At 66.5% G+C, this 16,671-nt stretch carries 18 protein-coding genes; 9 read left to right on the top strand and 9 right to left on the bottom strand.

Annotation, left to right across the window (positions count from 1 at the left end; genetic code table 11):
• Window positions 1-124: 124 nt before the first annotated feature.
• Complete coding sequence (gene copC, locus AC1DCG_RS00465) at window positions 125-484, top strand: copper homeostasis periplasmic binding protein CopC (protein WP_101712433.1); 360 nt, start codon at window positions 125-127, stop codon at window positions 482-484.
• Between the two features lie 2 nt (window positions 485-486).
• The gene (gene copD / locus AC1DCG_RS00460) at window positions 487-1,410 is read left to right on the top strand and encodes a copper homeostasis membrane protein CopD (RefSeq protein WP_477027994.1); all 924 of its coding nucleotides are present in this window, start codon (window positions 487-489) and stop codon (window positions 1,408-1,410) included.
• Between the two features lie 19 nt (window positions 1,411-1,429).
• Here the strand turns inward: copD and AC1DCG_RS00455 are convergent, their stop codons facing one another.
• The 4 genes from AC1DCG_RS00455 to AC1DCG_RS00440 form a co-directional block, all read right to left on the bottom strand.
• On the bottom strand, window positions 1,430-2,533 hold the full coding sequence (locus AC1DCG_RS00455; protein ID WP_477036468.1) for an acyltransferase family protein: 1,104 nt from the start codon (window positions 2,531-2,533) through the stop codon (window positions 1,430-1,432).
• Window positions 2,534-2,641: 108 nt separating this feature from the next.
• Entirely contained in the window at window positions 2,642-3,214 is a 573-nt protein-coding gene (locus tag AC1DCG_RS00450) for an RNA polymerase sigma factor (RefSeq protein WP_240633746.1), read from the bottom strand.
• The gene (locus AC1DCG_RS00445; protein ID WP_101712436.1) at window positions 3,211-3,651 is read right to left on the bottom strand and encodes a periplasmic heavy metal sensor; all 441 of its coding nucleotides are present in this window, start codon (window positions 3,649-3,651) and stop codon (window positions 3,211-3,213) included. Before AC1DCG_RS00445 ends, AC1DCG_RS00450 begins: the two co-directional genes overlap by 4 nt.
• 1 nt (window position 3,652) lies before the next feature.
• Window positions 3,653-3,940, bottom strand: coding sequence for a hypothetical protein (locus AC1DCG_RS00440; protein ID WP_101712437.1), 288 nt, complete (start codon window positions 3,938-3,940; stop codon window positions 3,653-3,655).
• 273 nt (window positions 3,941-4,213) lie between these two features.
• Here AC1DCG_RS00440 and AC1DCG_RS00435 point away from each other — a divergent pair, with 273 nt between their 5' ends.
• Together AC1DCG_RS00435 and AC1DCG_RS00430 are read left to right on the top strand one after the other, a co-directional pair.
• The gene (locus tag AC1DCG_RS00435) at window positions 4,214-6,460 is read left to right on the top strand and encodes a CHAT domain-containing protein (RefSeq protein ID WP_101712438.1); all 2,247 of its coding nucleotides are present in this window, start codon (window positions 4,214-4,216) and stop codon (window positions 6,458-6,460) included.
• Between the two features lie 93 nt (window positions 6,461-6,553).
• The gene (locus tag AC1DCG_RS00430; RefSeq protein ID WP_477041329.1) at window positions 6,554-6,916 is read left to right on the top strand and encodes a copper resistance protein CopC; all 363 of its coding nucleotides are present in this window, start codon (window positions 6,554-6,556) and stop codon (window positions 6,914-6,916) included.
• A gap of 117 nt (window positions 6,917-7,033) precedes the next feature.
• Here AC1DCG_RS00430 and AC1DCG_RS00425 read toward each other — a convergent pair whose 3' ends face one another.
• Window positions 7,034-8,200, bottom strand: coding sequence for a copper resistance protein B (locus AC1DCG_RS00425; RefSeq protein WP_101712440.1), 1,167 nt, complete (start codon window positions 8,198-8,200; stop codon window positions 7,034-7,036).
• Complete coding sequence (locus AC1DCG_RS00420) at window positions 8,197-10,056, bottom strand: copper resistance system multicopper oxidase (RefSeq protein WP_477041328.1); 1,860 nt, start codon at window positions 10,054-10,056, stop codon at window positions 8,197-8,199. Before AC1DCG_RS00420 ends, AC1DCG_RS00425 begins: the two co-directional genes overlap by 4 nt.
• A 373-nt stretch (window positions 10,057-10,429) precedes the next feature.
• Between AC1DCG_RS00420 and AC1DCG_RS00415 the strand changes: the two genes are divergently transcribed.
• On the top strand, window positions 10,430-10,699 hold the full coding sequence (locus tag AC1DCG_RS00415) for a metal-sensitive transcriptional regulator (protein WP_101712442.1): 270 nt from the start codon (window positions 10,430-10,432) through the stop codon (window positions 10,697-10,699).
• 15 nt (window positions 10,700-10,714) lie between these two features.
• Entirely contained in the window at window positions 10,715-11,200 is a 486-nt protein-coding gene (locus AC1DCG_RS00410; RefSeq protein ID WP_477036466.1) for a DUF305 domain-containing protein, read from the top strand.
• A gap of 157 nt (window positions 11,201-11,357) precedes the next feature.
• Here the strand turns inward: AC1DCG_RS00410 and AC1DCG_RS00405 are convergent, their stop codons facing one another.
• The gene (locus AC1DCG_RS00405) at window positions 11,358-12,158 is read right to left on the bottom strand and encodes a PD-(D/E)XK nuclease domain-containing protein (RefSeq protein WP_205686790.1); all 801 of its coding nucleotides are present in this window, start codon (window positions 12,156-12,158) and stop codon (window positions 11,358-11,360) included.
• A 110-nt stretch (window positions 12,159-12,268) separates the two neighbouring features.
• Window positions 12,269-13,189, bottom strand: a complete 921-nt coding sequence (locus tag AC1DCG_RS00400; protein WP_477027990.1) for a competence protein CoiA — start codon at window positions 13,187-13,189, stop codon at window positions 12,269-12,271.
• Between the two features lie 151 nt (window positions 13,190-13,340).
• On the opposite strand from AC1DCG_RS00400, the gene AC1DCG_RS00395 reads away from it, so the two are divergent.
• From AC1DCG_RS00395 to AC1DCG_RS00385, 3 genes are read left to right on the top strand one after another with little or no spacing between them, the layout of a single operon-like run.
• Window positions 13,341-13,880, top strand: coding sequence for a hypothetical protein (locus AC1DCG_RS00395; RefSeq protein WP_101712445.1), 540 nt, complete (start codon window positions 13,341-13,343; stop codon window positions 13,878-13,880).
• A 10-nt stretch (window positions 13,881-13,890) separates the two neighbouring features.
• Window positions 13,891-14,775, top strand: coding sequence for a hypothetical protein (locus AC1DCG_RS00390; protein WP_101712446.1), 885 nt, complete (start codon window positions 13,891-13,893; stop codon window positions 14,773-14,775).
• 45 nt (window positions 14,776-14,820) lie between these two features.
• Entirely contained in the window at window positions 14,821-16,026 is a 1,206-nt protein-coding gene (locus tag AC1DCG_RS00385) for a DUF932 domain-containing protein (RefSeq protein ID WP_101712447.1), read from the top strand.
• 271 nt (window positions 16,027-16,297) lie between these two features.
• Here the strand turns inward: AC1DCG_RS00385 and AC1DCG_RS00380 are convergent, their stop codons facing one another.
• Window positions 16,298-16,549: a DUF7662 domain-containing protein gene (locus AC1DCG_RS00380; RefSeq protein WP_101712448.1), complete on the bottom strand. Its 252-nt coding sequence runs from the start codon at window positions 16,547-16,549 to the stop codon at window positions 16,298-16,300.
• Window positions 16,550-16,671 lie beyond the last annotated feature (122 nt).

Here is a 16,671-nt window from a genome sequence, read left to right as displayed (position 1 = left end):
CAGGCGCCTGCGCCCGTACCCGATCAGGCTTCGGCATCGGCCGGGGACGCGATGGAAACTTGAGGGAGATCAAGCTGGCCTGCGTAGAGATTCACGCAAGCCAACCTCCCAGAGGATCCCTCTTATGTCCCTGCGCTACACCTCGCTGATCGCCGCCGCGGCGATGACCCTCATCGCCGGCCAAGCCAGCGCCCACGCCAAGCTGGTGACGTCCAATCCGGCGGCCGACGCCACCATCGCCGCCCCCAGCACCATCATCCTGACCTTCAACGAAACCCTGGTGCCGGCCTTCACCTCGTTCGAACTGGCCAAGGCCAGCGGCGGCGCCGTGAAGGTCAAAACCACCGTGGCGGCCGACAAGAAAACGGTCACCGGCGTCCCCGCCGGCAAGCTCTCGCCGGGCGTCTACAAGGTCAGCTGGCACGCGGCCGCCTCGGGTGATGGGCACCGTATGGAAGGTTTCTTCAACTTCACCGTGAAGTAACGATGGAACCGATTGTCGACGTTCTACGGCTCGCCCAGTTCGCGGCCGCATTCGTCCTCACCGGCGGAGCGCTTTTTGCGCTCCGCTCCCTTCCCGCCCATGGCCCCGTGAGCGCCTCGGCGCTCGGATGGCCGCGAACCCTGCTGATCCAATCGGGCGCCGCGCTGGCGCTACTGTCCGTGGCCGGGCTCATAGCCCAAACCGCCATAGTCGCCGGATCCCTGGCTACGGTCTTCGAGCCTGAGACCGTCAAAGCCGTCCTCACCAGCATGGACATGGGTCCAGCCTCGGTCATTCGCGCCCTGTCGGCGCTGCTTGCCGCCGTCGCCCTCTTGTTCATGCCCTCCCGAGCCGGCTTTGCCGCGGCCCTGGCGCTTGGTCTCATCGCCACGGCCAGCTTCGCCTGGATGGGCCATGGCGCAGCTAGCGAAGGCCCGGGGGCGATGCTGCATCTCATTGCCGATATCGTTCACCTCGTCGCCGCGGCGGCCTGGATCGGCGCCCTGGCGATCTTCGCCCGCATGGCGTTTGAACGGCGCCGCTCGCCCGAAAACACCCAGGCGTTTCACAACGCCCTGGAGGGCTTTGCGGGTCTTGGATCGGTCATTGTCGCGCTGCTGATCGGGACCGGGCTGGTCAATAGCTGGTTCCTCGTCGGCCCGGCGGGCCTGCCGGAACTCGTAACCACGCCTTACGGCAAACTTCTGCTGCTGAAGCTTGGCCTTTTCATCGCCATGCTCGGCCTGGCCGGCGCCAACCGCCTCCACCTGACCCCTGCGCTCAAGGCGGCAAAAGACGATCCGACGCGCACCGCAGCGGCCATCGCGGCCCTGCGCAGCAGCCTGATCCTGGAGGCCGGCGCGGCCATCGCCGTCCTGGCCGCCGTCGCCTGGCTTGGCCGCATGAGCCCGATCACGGGCCCATGACGGCTCGCCGAGCCCGTCGTCAAATGACGGGCTCGGCGTCGGCCTCGCCGACCGGACGCCGCGCGAACGGGTCCCGGGCCCGCAGCCAGTCCCGGGCAGGTCGCTCCACCAGATGATACACAGCCATCGACACGACCAGACACACGCCAAACACCCCGATCCAGGCCAGCCAGGCCCTGCCCCCGGTCAAGCCGGGCGTGAGACGGTCCAGCAAGTGAAAATAGGCGATGTCGATCGGCAAGTGCGTCATGTAGACCGCATAGGAAACCTCGCCCAGATAGACGAGCGGCCGGGCCGACATCACGCCCTGAACCGATCCCTTGGCGGCCTCGGCCAGGAAAAAGATCAAGGCCGCCAGAGCTGGCCAAATCACCAGATCGCTGAGCCTCAAGCTCGCCACCGCCACGATCCAGCCCGTCGCCGCCAGCGCCCCGGTCATCGCCCAGCGCCGCGCGATATGGGTCGAAAGACCCAGCCGATGCAGCGCCGCCCCCATCAGGAATGCCGGCACGATCCGCGCGAGCCCCCCTTGGGCGGTCATGTCCGTGAGCAGCAAACCCCTGGCCTGCGTGGCCAAGAACAGAGCCCCGAACACCACAAAACTCAGTCCGACCAGCACCAGCGGACGACGCCGCAGCCGGATCGACACCGCCGCCGCCAGCGGAAAGAACAGATAGGCGAACCACTCAGCCGAGATCGACCATGAGGGAAAGTTCCACTGCACGGTGGGCGTCGTCCCCCAGGCGTGGATCAGCAGCAGATGCTGAGGGATGACCCTTGGATCAAAAGCCACCGGATCGAACCGCGCGCCCAACCTCAGCGCCGCCAGCCAGATGAGGATCGTCGCGCCCAAGGTCACCAAGTGAACCGGATAGACGCGCGCGAGACGCGCCCACAGGAACGAACGATAATTGAAGCGCCGGTGCTCCACAGCACGGGTGTAGACGTGGCTGAGGATGAAGCCCGACAGGATGAAAAACAGATCCACCCCCAGATAACCCTTGGCCACCAGGCCTGTGTGCCCGAGCCCAAGGTCGAGATGGTTCCGGAAGTGGTAGACCAGAACCCACAGCGCCGCGCAGATGCGCAACGACGTCAGCGGGCGAATGTCGCTTGGATACACGGTTTGCTTCCCCCGTTTCGAGAACGGCGGCAGGCTTTGGACGCCCTGGCCGCGTAGACCGCTACGCACGCGCGACGGCGTTCCCTCGTCGGGGAGGATCGAAAAATGTCAGTGTTCGCCGAGCAACTCGGCTAGGCGCTTGCGCGCGCGGTAGGCGCGGGTCTCGATCGTCTTGATGCTGACGTCGAGGATCTTGGCCGCTTCCTGCTGAGAAAACCCATCAAGATAGGTCAGGATCAACGGCTCCTTCAGGTTGGTCGGCAGGCTCGCGATCGCCGCCTCGAGCCGACCGGCCTCCTGCGCCTCCAGCATCGTCGTCTCAGGGCCAGGCCCCGCGTCGGCGTAGTCTGGCGAACCGGGCGCATCGATCGAGCGCTCTCCCATCACCAGACGGCGAACCAGCAGTCGGCGCCCTCGATCGCGACACTTGTTGAGCGCAATAGCGCGCAGCCAGGCAGGAAACGGCCGCGCCGGGTCGTAGCGTCCAAGCGCTCTCCAGGCCGCAACGAAGGTCTCCTGGACGACATCTAGCGCGGCGTCGGCGTCGCCGACATGGCGGCGCGCAAACACAAACAGCGCCCCCTTGTGGCGGCGCATCAACTGGCTGAACGCTCGTTCATCTCCTTCGGCGGCGCGACGCGCTAACGCGCTGTCGTCGTCCGCCTTGCTCGGCTCGGTCACGTCGCGTCGTTCGTCAGAGCTTCGGTGACACGACGATCGAAGGTCTTGGCCTGTTCAGGCGTCAGCACCGTACGCATTTCCAAAACGTGCTGCACAGTCTCCTTTTGCAGCTCCCCCATCGCCACGTGGAAGCGCTCGACCGCAGCAACGACCTCCGGCGAGTAGCTGTGCTTGCTCTGAATGGCGGCGGCCAGCTGAGCATTGGCCGCCCGCAACTCGGCCTCACGCGCTTTGCGCCGAACCGAGAAATCCTGTTCCAGCACCTCCAGGCGCTTTTCCTGATCGGGGCTGAGCTTTAGTTCATGGTGGACGATCTCATGCACCGAGCCGGGCGCGCGCCGATCCAGCAGGCGGGTGGTCCCAAGCCAGCCGCCCAACAGACCCGCGACCAGAGCCAAAACCACCGTCAGCGCGGCGCCGCGTGAAAAGCTCGGCATCTCAGTGCCCGCCCAGCAGGGTGGACGGGGCCAGCTTGGCGTCAACCGAGAACACCGAAATCTCCGGCGCCGGCCGCTCGGCCGCGCTGGCTGCCAGACGCCCGCCCACCAAGCCCAGTCCCAGCGCCCCGACCAGGGAGGCAGCCCGCAGAGGCATCATCATGCGTGAAGCGACACGACGGCCGCGGATCGCCTCGATGCGCTGCCAGACCTGCCCCTCTAAGCCGTGGAGACTGGGATGGGGCTGGCGCGACAGCGCCGCCAGCTTTTGATCGAGATCATTGCTCATGTGCCGAACCCTTGGCTTTCATCTGTATCTACGCAGGCGTGGGAACTTCCCCTCACGCCAAACGTGGTTTCTGCGCCAGGCCGCGCCTGAGCCGTTGGCTCAAGTATAGCCTTTCGATCCGCCCAGGTTGAGACGACTAAATTCGCCCACTCCTGGACTGACGCCAGCGCGCCGTCGCCGACCAGCCCCGGAGCGGGTCCCAGATTTCAGACGGCCCAGCGTTTGAAAACGGCGGTTTCAAACCTAGACGGTTGGGCCAGGAAGGATCCGCCCGTGCCGCCCAGAGACCCGCTCAAGATCAGCTATGTTCTCGTCCTGCCCGAAACCGACGGGGACGACACCTCTCCGTTCCAAGGCTTTTCCGCCGGCTGGACCGGCTTGATCGGATTTGTCGAACAGCTCGCAACGCTGCCGGCCGACATCGCCGAGAACAAAGCCCCGATCGATGGCTTGATCTCCCAACGCATGGGCGGCGCACGCATGCTGTCCTGGACGCCGGTGAACATCGACGCGCTCGAGCAGATTCCCGCGCGCCTGCTCGGCTACTTCGTCGTCGCTTTTACCGCAGACCCCGCGACCGCCGCCCGTGTCGAAGCCTGGCGCGCCCATCAGACGATCAAACCTCTCCATGTGAGCTCAACCAAGGTCGAAGGCGCGGTCGCGGCCGATGAGTTCGACGAGGAGCGCCTGGTGGCGCACCTGCGCCAGGTGCTCCAGACGCATGGCGATCAGCTCGACGAGCGCCGGCGTATCTTCGCCGCCGCCATGCTCGACGACTACGTCATGCGCGCGCCCGAGCCGTCGGGTCTGAAGATGGATGGCCACAACATGCTGCTCGGAGACCAGATGTCCCTGACCCGGGCCGGCCGCAGCTTCGAGGAAGGCGAGCCCTTCCAAGGACGCGCCGAGACCGACTACGACACCAAGACCCTGGAAACTCTTCGCGCGGTGTTCGCCGCTCGCGATCGCGCCGGCCTCGACAATATGCACCGGCTGATCCTGGTCCACCCGGAGCTGTGGCTGGTCGAGCCGGCGCTGTTTCGCTGGGCCTATCAGCGCATCGACTGGCGCAAGGCGCCCGACCGGGCCTCGGCCGAGGTCGTCAAAATGCTCCAGCAGCAGTCCGGCTTTCTGATGACGAGCCCTGACCTGGAACAGTTCTTCGCCTCAGCCGCAGCCCAGGAGACCCTGCGGGTTCGCCAGGGCGAGCTTCACCTCTTCATGGCGACGGTCGGCCTGGCGGCGGCATCGACGACCTCGGCGGTCATGCGGCTGCGACCAGCGGTCAATCGCGTCTACCCCCTGCTGTCGGCCTATGCCCGTAGCGTGCGATCCAACAAGGCCGAGTCCAAGCACAAGGCCCGGCGCCTGTTCGGGGAGATCCAGGAAGCGCTCAGCCAAGCCGTGGGCCCAGAGCGCATGGCGTTCCTCGACAACGAAGTCACAGGCCCGGTGAAGATCGTCGCCGATCCGCCGATCGAATGGCTGCCGATCCGCGGCCTGCCACTGATGCTGCGCCACCAGTGCTCGCGCATCAACGCCACCCCCGGCAATCTGATGATCGGCGAGCTCGCCACCAATCAGCCCACGACCGTCGCGCCCCAGACCGTCCAGGACATCCTCGTCGTCTCCTCGTTCCTGCCGCACGACCCCTTGCGCAACGTGATGGCCAAGGCCCTTGAGGCGATGGCTCCCCAGCTTGACAGGCTCAAAATCAAGCATGTCCACATCTCGACGGTCGAGGCGTTCGAAGCCGAACTCAACGCCTTCACGGGCGCGGTGATGGTGTTCGACGGTCACGGCTGGCTCGACGACGGCCATGGCGTCAGCACCCTGATGATCGGCGACACCCCGCTCGACGTCTGGAGCCTACGCGGTCGCGTGCGTCCCCCGCCGATCGTGCTCCTCAGCGCCTGCGACACCCATGGCGCCGATGCGGCCTCGCACGCCACCGTCGGCAACGGCTTCCTGGCCATGGGCTCGCTCACGGTCATGGCGACCCTGCTGCCCGTGGGCGGGCAGGAAGCGGCCCAATTCATCGCTCGCTTTCTCTATCGGCTCGCCGCGTTCATTCCCGACGCCCTGGCGGCCCGTCACCGCGTCCTCAACTGGACAGAGATCGTCACGGGCATGCAGCGGATGATCGTCACCAGCGAGATCCTCGATGGGCTAGTCAACAAGGCCGACGGTCCTTTTACGGCCAGAGGCCGCATCCAGTCCGCCGCCAACCTGAACATCAACACCGGCAAGCCCGACTGGTACGAACGCCTGCTGGCCGACATCGCCAGACATCGCGGCGAAACCGTGGAAGCCGTCACTACCCTGGCTGAGCGGGTCGTCGCCCGTAGCGAGGCGATCCGCTACATCCAGCTTGGTCACCCCGAGAACATCCTGATCGACGATGGCGGCATCCACGCCGCCGTCGTGCCCGAACCCCTCAGGGACATCGGCGCCATCGGCGTGGATCCCGCCTATCCGGCCCGGCGCGAGGAGGACGGCGCACCTGCGCAAGACGCATAAGACCGCGCCGCCGCGCCTGGCCCCGCCGCCATGAGGGGCCCAACCCATCCCTGCGTATTGAAGGGTAGTGTTCCCCCGCATGAGGTAGTCCCCATGACCTATCGCTCCACCGTCGCGGCCGCCGCCGCTCTGATCCTCGGTGCCGCGCTCGCCACCGCCGCCAGCGCCGAAATCAAGCTCGTCCAGTCCRCCCCCGCCGCCAACACCGTGGTGGCGACGACCAAGTCCGTCAGCCTGACCTTCAGCGAAAAGCTGGCGCCCGGCGCCAACCTGCAGCTCTCCATGCCCGAGCACGGCATGAAGATGGGCATGAAGACCACCGTCTCGCCCGACGGCATGACCCTGATCGGCACGCCCGAAAGCGCGCTGACCAGCGGTGGCTACAAGGTCGCCTGGACGGCCGCCGGCGCCGACGGCAAGAAGATGGCCGGCCAGGTCAGCTTCAAGGTCAACTAAGCCTCCCAGCCCCAGGCCCCAAAGCAAAGGAGCGGCGACCCGAAAGGATCGCCGCTCCTTTTTTTGTTCACGCAAGGCCCGTCCGGAGGCTGGACCGGACGGGACTCTGCGGAAACCTTAGAACCAGGCTCGCAAACCGACCACGAAGGTCGTGTCTCGCGTGGAACGACCAAGCGCCTTGGCCAGATCAGCGGTTCCACCGAACTGCCGCTCGTGCGAAACGCCGATATAGGGCGCAAACTCCCGACGGATCTCATAGCGCAGCCGCAGGCCAAACTCGCCATCGGTCAGCCCCGCCGCCACGCCCTGACGAGGCACGTCTTGCGCCGCGAACTCCAGCTCGGCGCGAGGCTGCAAGACCAGCCGCTGAGTCAGCCGCAGATCGTAGCTGCCTTCGAGCCGCGCGAAGGCGTCGCCCTTGTCGGACAGGAACGCTGCGCCCTCGATCTCGAACCAGTACGGCAACATCGTATCGAAAGCCGCAGTCAGATAGGTGCGCGAGGCGCCCTCCCCGATGTCTTGACGAACACCGACTTGAACGTCGGTGTAGCGGGCGACCGCTCGGGAATAGAGGAGCTGAACCTCGCCCTTCTCAAGCTTGCCGCCGAACAGGCCATCGGCCTCCGTCTTGACGACGACCCGGTTGATGTCGCCGCCGTACCAGCCCTCGACATCCCAACGATAGCCGTCCTTGCCCGACTGAGGCGCCCATTCCAGAATGTTGGCGCGCAGCTGAGACACTCGCGCGCCGCCGTGCTCGAGAGCCAGCACTTGGCGGCTTCGAGCCATGGCGGCCGTGCCAAAGACCTTGTCGGCAGCAAAGTCCTTGGGCGGCTCGGGGATGGCCACCGGATCATCCGATACCGGCAATGGCCCCTGCTCTTCGGACATCGCACCAGCATCCGCAGCCGTGGCGTGGCCCGCATGAGGGTCGACGGCCGGCGCCATGCCGGGCATGCCCGACATATCGTGACCTGAATGGTCCTGCGCAGGCGCCGCTGCAGCCGGCTGGGCGGCCTGGTCCGGCTTAGCCGGCTGGGCCGTGGCCGACGGCGACATTCCGGGCATGGACGACATGTCGTGACCTGAATGGCCCTGCGCCGGCGCTGCGGCCGCCGGCTTGGCGGCCTGTGCGGGTTTGGCGGGCTTGGCGGGCTTGGCCGGCTTGGCCGCCGACGACGACATTCCCGGCATGGACGACATGTCGTGACCGGAGTGGTCTTGCGCCATGGCGGGAGCGGCGATGGCGGCGGGCGCCAGGGCGAGCATCAGGAGCCGGTTCATTGGGCGCCTCCATCCAGCGGGCGAACCGCGAACACCTGAAACATGCCGGCGTGCATGTGATAGAGCATGTGGCAGTGCATGGCCCAGTCGCCGGGCTCGGCCGTGAAGTCCCAGCTCACCTTGCCGCCGGGCGCGACGATCACCGTATGCTTGCGCGGCTGATGACCACGCGGACCGAACGCCAGTTCGAAGAAGTGGCCGTGCAGGTGAATCGGGTGGGCCATCATCGTGTCGTTGATCAGGGTCACGCGGACCCGCTCGCCCTTGGTGAAGGCGTAAGGCGCCGGATGGTCCGAATAGCGCTTGCCATCGAACCCCCACATGAACCGCTCCATGTTGCCCGTGAGATGGATTTCCAGCTCCCGCCCAGGCGGCCTTGGATCAGGGTTGGGCTCGAGCGCCACCAGATCACGATAGACCAGAACCCGATGGCCGACGCTCTCCAGGCCCTGGCCGGTGTCGCCCGTGCGGTCGATCGGCATGGGCGCAAGCATCTGTACGCCCGGGCCTAGCGGTACATTGGGCGCGTTGTCGGGATTGAGCATCGACATGTTCATGCCGGACATCCCCGACATGTCGCCCATCACGTCCGAACCCCGCGCCCGGGGCGGCGCCATGCCCGGCGCGGGTTTGGCCGCCTTGGCCATCGCGCCGTGCCCCATGGCCGCATGGTCCATGCCAGCCATGGACCCATGGTCCATCCCGGCCATGTCGCCACCGCCCATGCTGCTCATGTCCATGCCCATGTCGCGCATGGTCGCCAGCGGACGCTGGCGCAACGGCGGCACATCGGCGCTCATTCCCGCGCGCGGCGCCAAGGTAGCCCGGCCCATGCCCGAACGGTCGACGCTCTCGGCGACGATGGTGAAGGCCTTGTCTTGCGTCGGCGTGACGATGACGTCGTAGGTCTCGGCGTTGCCGATCTGGAACTCATCGACCTCGACGGGCCGCACGTTCTGGCCGTCGGCGGCGACCACCGTCAGCTTCAGACCCGGGATCCGCACGTTGAAAACCATCTGGGCCGCGGCGTTGATGAACCGCAGGCGAACCCGTTCGCCCGGCGTGAACAGCGCCGTCCAGTTGTCCTTGGGCCCATGGCCGTTGACCAGGTAGGTCTGCACCGCCCCGGTGATGTCGGAAATGTCGGTGGGGTCCATCAGCATCTTGGCCCACTCCCGGCGCTCGGCCAGGGTCTGGTCCTTGCCGGCCAGAAGGCCCGCGACGGTTTGCTTTTGGTAGTTAAAGGCCCCGCCCATCTGCTTGAGCCGGGTGAACACCATGTGCGGGTGCATGTCGCTGTGGTCCGACAGCACGATGACATGCTCGCGGTCCGCCACCACCGGATCAGCGCCCGCCGGCTCGATCACGATCGGCGCGTAGTGACCCACAGGTTCCTGCAGGCCCGAGTGGCTGTGGTACCAGTAGGTCCCCGACTGGATGACCGGGAACTCGTAGACAAAGGTCTCACCCGGCGCGATGCCTGGAAAGCTGACGCCCGGCACACCGTCCATCTCCGGCGGGACCAGCAGGCCGTGCCAGTGGATCGAGGTATCCTCGTCGAGCGTGTTGGTCACCTCGATCCGAACCCGCTGACCTTCCTTCAGACGCAGCAGAGGCCCAGGCACCGTGCCGTTGATGGTCACCGCGTGGGCCATCTTGCCGTCGATGCGGATCGGCGTGCGCCCGACCGTGAGCTTGATGGTCTCGCCCKACAGGGTCGGGAGGTTGGATGCGATGCCAGGCGTGGCGCTGCGGGCCCAGGCCGGCAAAAGCGCGGTGACGGCCGCACCGCCGCCCAGCAACGCCGCTCCACGGAGTATGGCGCGGCGGTCAAGAACAAGGGGACGCGGGGGCATCGGCGATCCTGTGGCAAAAGTCAGAACGGTGCGCCGGCGGGGATTCCGGCGCATATGGACGATTACGCAGCACCAGCGGCTGATCCCTCATCGTCGGTTCAAATGACCGGGCGGCATAGTCGCTTGAGGATGAAACCTCCTACCAAAACGCACGTCCCCTCGTGCGGCGCCCGCCGGCGCAATGCCAAGGACTTTTCCATCGGAGCACCGGGCGTGCCCCAACGCCAATCTGACCGTGAGCACCTGGCTTTTGGCGGACATTCGGCCCAATCCCCTGAGCGCGCAGGCGGTCATCTCAAGTGACCACAAAGGGAACGAACCGCCCTCAAGATGCCTTACCCATACCCATGCGGGGTATGGGTAGGAGGCCAGAATGCGAGACGCCGACACGATCTCCAAAGCGCTCAAGCGTATCTCAGGCCAAGTCCAGGGCGTGGGCAAGATGGTAGAGGACGGCCGCTATTGCATCGACATTCTCTATCAGTTGCATGCGGTCAAAGCGGCCCTCTCCAAAGTCGAGACCCAGGTCCTGAAGTCCCACGCAGCCTGCTGCGTCGCGCAGGCCATCCAGTCGGGAGACCCCGACCAACAACGTCAGAAATTCGATGAACTGATCGAGGTCTTCGCCAAGGCGAAGCTCTAACCCGGAGGCAAGACCATGTCCCACCAAGACCACAACAGCTCAAGTCAAGACAACAAGACGCGCCCCTACCTGTTGTTTTGGCTAAATATGATCCTTGGCCTAGTGGTCATGTATGTCGTCATGTTCAGCATGATCGATGGGACGGGCGATTTTAAGAACAACCTGAACATGGCCTACATGGCCGTGACCATGTGGGCGCCGATGGGCGTCTTCATGCTCCTGACCATGCCAGGCATGTTTCCCAACAAGCGCGCCAATATCCTGCTTATCGCGCTCTTCACCACCCTCACAGCCGGCTCGTTCTGGGCGACACGCGCCCAGGCCGGGATCGGTGACCGCCAGTTCGTCGCCTCGATGATCCCTCACCATTCGGGCGCCATCCTGATGTGCCGCGAGGCCAAGCTTGCTGATCCGGAACTGGTGACCCTGTGCGGCGATATCGTCAAAGCCCAGCGTCAGGAAATTCGGCAGATGGAACAGATCGGCGCACGCCTGCGCTAGCGAGCCGCCCGCCTGGAACTCGCTAGCGCCTCCGCGGTCGTAATGGGCAATTGAGTTGGTCACGCCCCTGGGGTCACCCTAATCGACGCTGGACGAACCCCATCAGGCCGCACTGAGGCTGATCAGCCTCCCAGGCGATCGCCAATGAAGGATCGGCTCAACTGAATGGGCCGACAATGATCACCTTGGCCCGCAGCGCCCCGTAATCGCGCTCGATGTCGGCGATCAGGCCCTTGGGGTTGGTGATGTAACCCTCCGGATCATGGACGAAGTAGACCAACGACCGCACGTCCGGGTGCTTGGGATAGCGGCCGATATCGATCAGCGCTTCGCCGCCGGTTTTGTTGTCCTTCAGATCCGGCCGGGTCATCTTGAGCTCGAAGGCGATGCCCTCGGCTTTCAGCAGAAAATCGATCTTGGCGCTTCCGCCCGCCACGGTCGGGGTGGGCTCCTCAGGGCGAATATCCTCAAAGTACAGACCCAGGATCGCGTGCATCAAATACTGCACGTCGTGCTCGTCCTCGACCATCAGCGCCGCCCGGTCCCCGCGCCGTTTCTGCAGCCGCTTGGCAAAGGCCGCGAAAGACCGGCAGATGTGCGCAAGCTGCGCCTCGGCGTCCACCAGCGCATCGGTCTGCATCGCCGGCGCATGCGGCAGGCCAAACTCCTCCAGCTCGCGGATGATGCTGGCCAGCAGCGCCTTGGCCGACAACAGACCGTCGCGATAACGCTCGGCGCTCGGACCATCGCCCTCGTCGCTGAACGCGAAGCTGTTGCGGTAGCTGATCGCGGCGAACTCTGCGTGGTGCGAGCTGTCAGGCTGGAAAATCTGGGCCAGCACGACCCGTGTGTGCCGCTGCCAGAACTTGAAGGTCGTGCTGAACCGCGCGTCGTCGAGCAGGCGATCGACCTCGTCGCGTTGCGCCTTAAGCTTGGCGATGGCGTCTTCGAGGGTCATGGCTTGGCCTTGCTACGGTAATCGGTCCGCTCAACGGCGGGGCGCGGACCCTGGCCCAAGTTCACGCCTCGAACAACGCCATTGCAGCGCTTGTCAGACGCCCCGATGCGTCAGTTGATGGGGTAGCCGGCGAAATCTTCAAACGGGCGGACCGGCCAGAGCAGGCGCTCCAGTTCGGCCGCGTCACGCGCCACCCTGGCCGCGTCGACAAACCGCCCCTGACTGGTGAAGCGACAACAGCGCAGGCCCGAGTCGTCGTAGACGCCCAGACGCCAGAGCCCAGCCTCGCCAAAGTCGATGAACACCGGCGCGCCCGCCGCCAGCCAGCCGCCCCGCGGCTGCTTCCAGACGAACTGATGGTGACCACGATAAGCCGCCTCAATGTCGCGCTTGATCCTGCCAAGCCCGCGTATCGTGCCGTACCGGACCTCCGATCGCGCCGCGGCGCGCCCCACCTGCGCCTCGAACTCCGAGCGTAGGTGGTAAAGCCCGCCGTGCGTGCCGTAGAGGCCAACCTTGGCCGGGACCCAGACCATGTCCTGGGCGATCGGCGCGTCCGGATCGGGCAGGATGTGATGGATCTCGAAGTTGGCCGCGAACGGCCGGCCGTCCAGCACCCATACCAGATTGTCGTAGAAAGCCTCGCGCGCGGCCAGCTCGTCGTCTCGCAGGGACGAATGCTGGAACTCCAGAATAAGGCCAGGCCCCGTCCGCACGTCGGCGCGGTGAATCTCCCCGCCCTGGGCCTCGTGCCTGATCTCCCGCCAGTCCTCGGGAAACTTCGCCTTCCACTCACGATGCCAGGCCGTCTCGTTTTCCCACCAGGGATCCCAGTCCCGGGGCGCGGCATGCGCCCAATGGGACGTCACCCGCCCGGTCTTGGCCACCATGGCCGCGCCGCACCCCAGGCAGCTCCCCCGGGCGTGGGGCGTCGGCGCCGCCGGCTGACCATCGACGATCGCCGTCGTCGCCATCCAGCCCCGGGTCGGGGCGTGCAGACGCCGGCAGGCGTTGCTGTCCAGCGCGATCACACCCATCCCCTCCCCGTATCGTTTCCCCCTGATCATCGCCTCCGGACGGCGCGCCTCGCAACCATCCCAACACTCAAGCTGGCGATTGACGGGGCTGAGCGCCAAGGCGTCCACTGATAAGGGAATCAGTAAGCGCCGGAGCCTCACGACCATGACCTCCACGTCCGCCGACGCGCTGGCGGTGATCATCTCGCCGGCCGCCGACAAACTCGCGAGGGTCCTGATCAAGGCTTCGCAAACAGCCCTCACCGGCGACCCGGAATTTGAGTACGACGCCCTGCTGACCGCCACGGGCCTGAGCCCGCGCGATCTGGCCGACGCCGCCGACGACCTGGAGGCGCGCGGCCTGATCGAGACCGAAGGCTTCGCCAACGGCCGTGAAACCCCGTTCGACGTCCTGGCCCCCACCAGCGCGCTGTTCGCCGCCCTCGACGGTGTTTTTGGGTCCAACAATCCGGAAATGGACGCCCGCCAGATCGCCGCCGACCTCCTGGCCGAGACCATTTCCGACAGCGTCCAGGCCGCGGCCAAGCACTACGGCTGGCCGCCCCGGCGGATGAATCCGGCCGTGACCTACCTGCTCCTGCACGACCTCCTCGTCGTGGATGAGCTTCTGGGCAGCGCCCCTTGGTGTCAGCACGGCATGCTCGCCACCCGCAAACTGCGCCGGTTCGTCGAAGGCGCCCTGTAAGATCCTGGCCATGAACCGCCCCGATCCGCCCTCGGACAACGCCGGCGACGCCCCCTCGGCCGAAGAGCTGCAGGATCTCGTCGACCAGCGCCTGGTCGCCCTGACCGAGACCCTGCCGCCGCCCCTGCGCGAAGACCCCCTCGACCTCGTTACCGGCCTTGGCAAGCTCGTCGCCAGCCTGGTTGGCGGGCCTGGCGGCACCTTTGGCGATCACTTCGCCGGCAAGCTCTTTCCACGCACCCTCAATGAACGCATGCGCGATTGTCTGGCCGCCACCATGCGGCGCGTCGAAGGGCACAATCACCGCCTGCGCCGCGTCGAACGCAAGATGTCGGACCTGGGCGCCCAACACCTCTCCCTGCTGCAGGAAGGCCTGGACGGCGCGGCCCGCGCGACCTCGAGTGAACGGATCGCCATTCTGGGCGCCATCATCGGCGACGGACTCTCCAGCGACGAACTTCAGGCCGAGTTCGAGCGAACCCATATCCGCCTGCTCAATAGTCTTACCGACCGCGATGTCGAAACCCTGCACGGCATCGCCGATCCGCGCCTGCGTCTCCGCGCCCGGGACTTCGGCCCGGACTTCGAGCGGCAGACGACCTACGCACGCGCGATCACGGCGATGAGCGACGCCCATCTGCGCAGTCTTGGCCTGATCAACGAGCCGACGAGCCTCGAACAGCGCCCCGCCCTCGGACGGGCCGCGCCCACGACGCGCATGCGCCAACACCCCACCGCTCTGACACCCCTCGGCCACAGCCTGATCCTGCGCCTACAAGAAGCGGCCGCGCCGGTGGACGGCGCTGCCGATCGGCCAGGCCTTGCCCCCCACCGGTCAGCGGACGAGGCCCCCGCCCCAGAGCAAGAGGAAAGCACCCGCGGGCGACGGGTCTAAGGGTCGAGAGAGAGGCTCTCGGCGGGCTCGTCAAGGAGCCCCGCCATGAACCGCCACCCCGCCGATCCGCGACAAGCTTCCGATGCGCCCGTCGCTGGCGCCTACGCCGTCGACATCACCCGAGGCCAACGTCTGGGCCGGGTGTCTTCGGAGTGGTTCAACCGCCCGGACGACGAACGTTTCCTCTCGCTGAGCGATCTCTACAAGTCACTGCGGGGCCGCGCCGAGCAGGCCCGCACCCGCGTCGTGCAGACCGCATCCCTGCGCGTGGAGGCCGGCCGTGACGATCCCGAGCGTCTCAGCCTGATCCTGCCGGACGGCGGCGATCGCATCGCCCCGACCCACTGGTCGTTCACCCAGCTCTGCGGTCTGGTCGGCGCCCCCGCCGGCTATCTGCGCGGCCTGCCCGCGCCCCTGGCCGGGGTCAATCTGCAGCATGGGCTGATCGATCACCGCCCCGAGCTGATCAAGACCCTGGAGACCGGCGACGGGCGTGTGGAACTGCGCGCGGTCACCGGTCCCGACTACGGCCGGATCTGGGACCACGAGCTGGTCGAGGCGGTCATGCGCATCGCCGGCGACGGCACGGGCGACACCCGTTGGAAGGTCCCAGGCCTGCTCGACTGGTCGACCATGACCCACAATCCCCACGTGGAGGTTACCAGGGACACCACCACCCTCTACGCCAGCGATCGCGACGTCTTCCTGTTCCTGGTCGACGACGCCCATCCGATCGAGGCTGGACGTCTGCCGAGCGGTGAACCCGACCTCTACTTCCGGGGCTTCTACTGCTGGAACAGCGAGGTCGGCTCCAAGACCCTGGGGATCGCCACCTTCTACCTGCGGGCGGTGTGCATGAACCGTAACATCTGGGGGGCGGAAGGCTTCCAGGAGCTGTCGATCCGCCACAGCAAATTCGCCGCCCGTCGGTTCGCCGGCCAGGCCGCGCCTGCCCTCGAGCGCTTTGCCACCTCCTCCTCGCGTGACTTCGTGGCCGGGATCGCGGCCGCGCGCGACGCCGTCGTCGCCCGCAAGGATGAGGATCGCGAGGTGGTCTTGCGCAAACGCGGGTTCTCCAAGACCGACACTGGCAAGATCATCGCCACGGTCCTGGCCGAAGAGGGCCGCCCGCCAGAGTCGATCTTCGATTTCGTCCAGGGCATCACCGCAGTGGCCCGTCAAAAGCCCCACCAGGACGCACGCCTGGAGCTTGAGGCCAAGGCCGGACGGCTGCTGGCGCTTGCCGGCTAGACGCCGACGCGACGATCCGGACCAGCGCGACCGCGACGATCCGGATCGTCGCCCAGCCGTAGACCCGCAGCCCCGGTGAGGCGAGCCGCCGTCGTTCCGCCGATACGGATTTACGAATAATCGCGCTTGCTGCGGCGCGGGGCTGTGGGCTCGCGGAGCCCCGGGTTTGCAGGGATGCGGGTCGGCGTACTTGCTTCAACACGTCCCCGCGACCAGCCGACTGTGCGTGAACCCGACAGTCCGCCAAGCCGCGCAGGCGCGGACGCGACGTTCAGACCTGCCGGCGGACGAACCGGACGCGCTCGGCCCCAGCCTCAGGGAAGGCGTCGTAGCCGGCCTCGCGCCAGGCCCGGGTCTGCACGTGGCGCCCCTGCGGATCGATCTGATTGGCCCACCATTGCGGACGCTGGGCGCTCTTGGGCAGCATCGCACCCAGGATCCGCTCGATCTCGGCAAAGCCCAGGTCAACGCTGTCGGTCTTCAGCCGACGCAGATAGCCGCCCAGCGGATCGTACTTGCCCATGGACGCCTCCTTGCGCCACGCGAGCGCCCGCGCAAAGCGGCCAAAACGCCGCGCCCGGTCCGGCCGCCCTCGAGCAAGAGGGCGGCCAAAGGCTCGTGACGGGTGAACCAGTCGAGAAGAGG

The organism is Caulobacter sp. 10L414 (assembly GCF_056395525.1).
The sequence above is the reverse complement of the archived record's forward strand: the minus strand, read 5'-3'. Positions and strand labels throughout refer to the sequence as shown.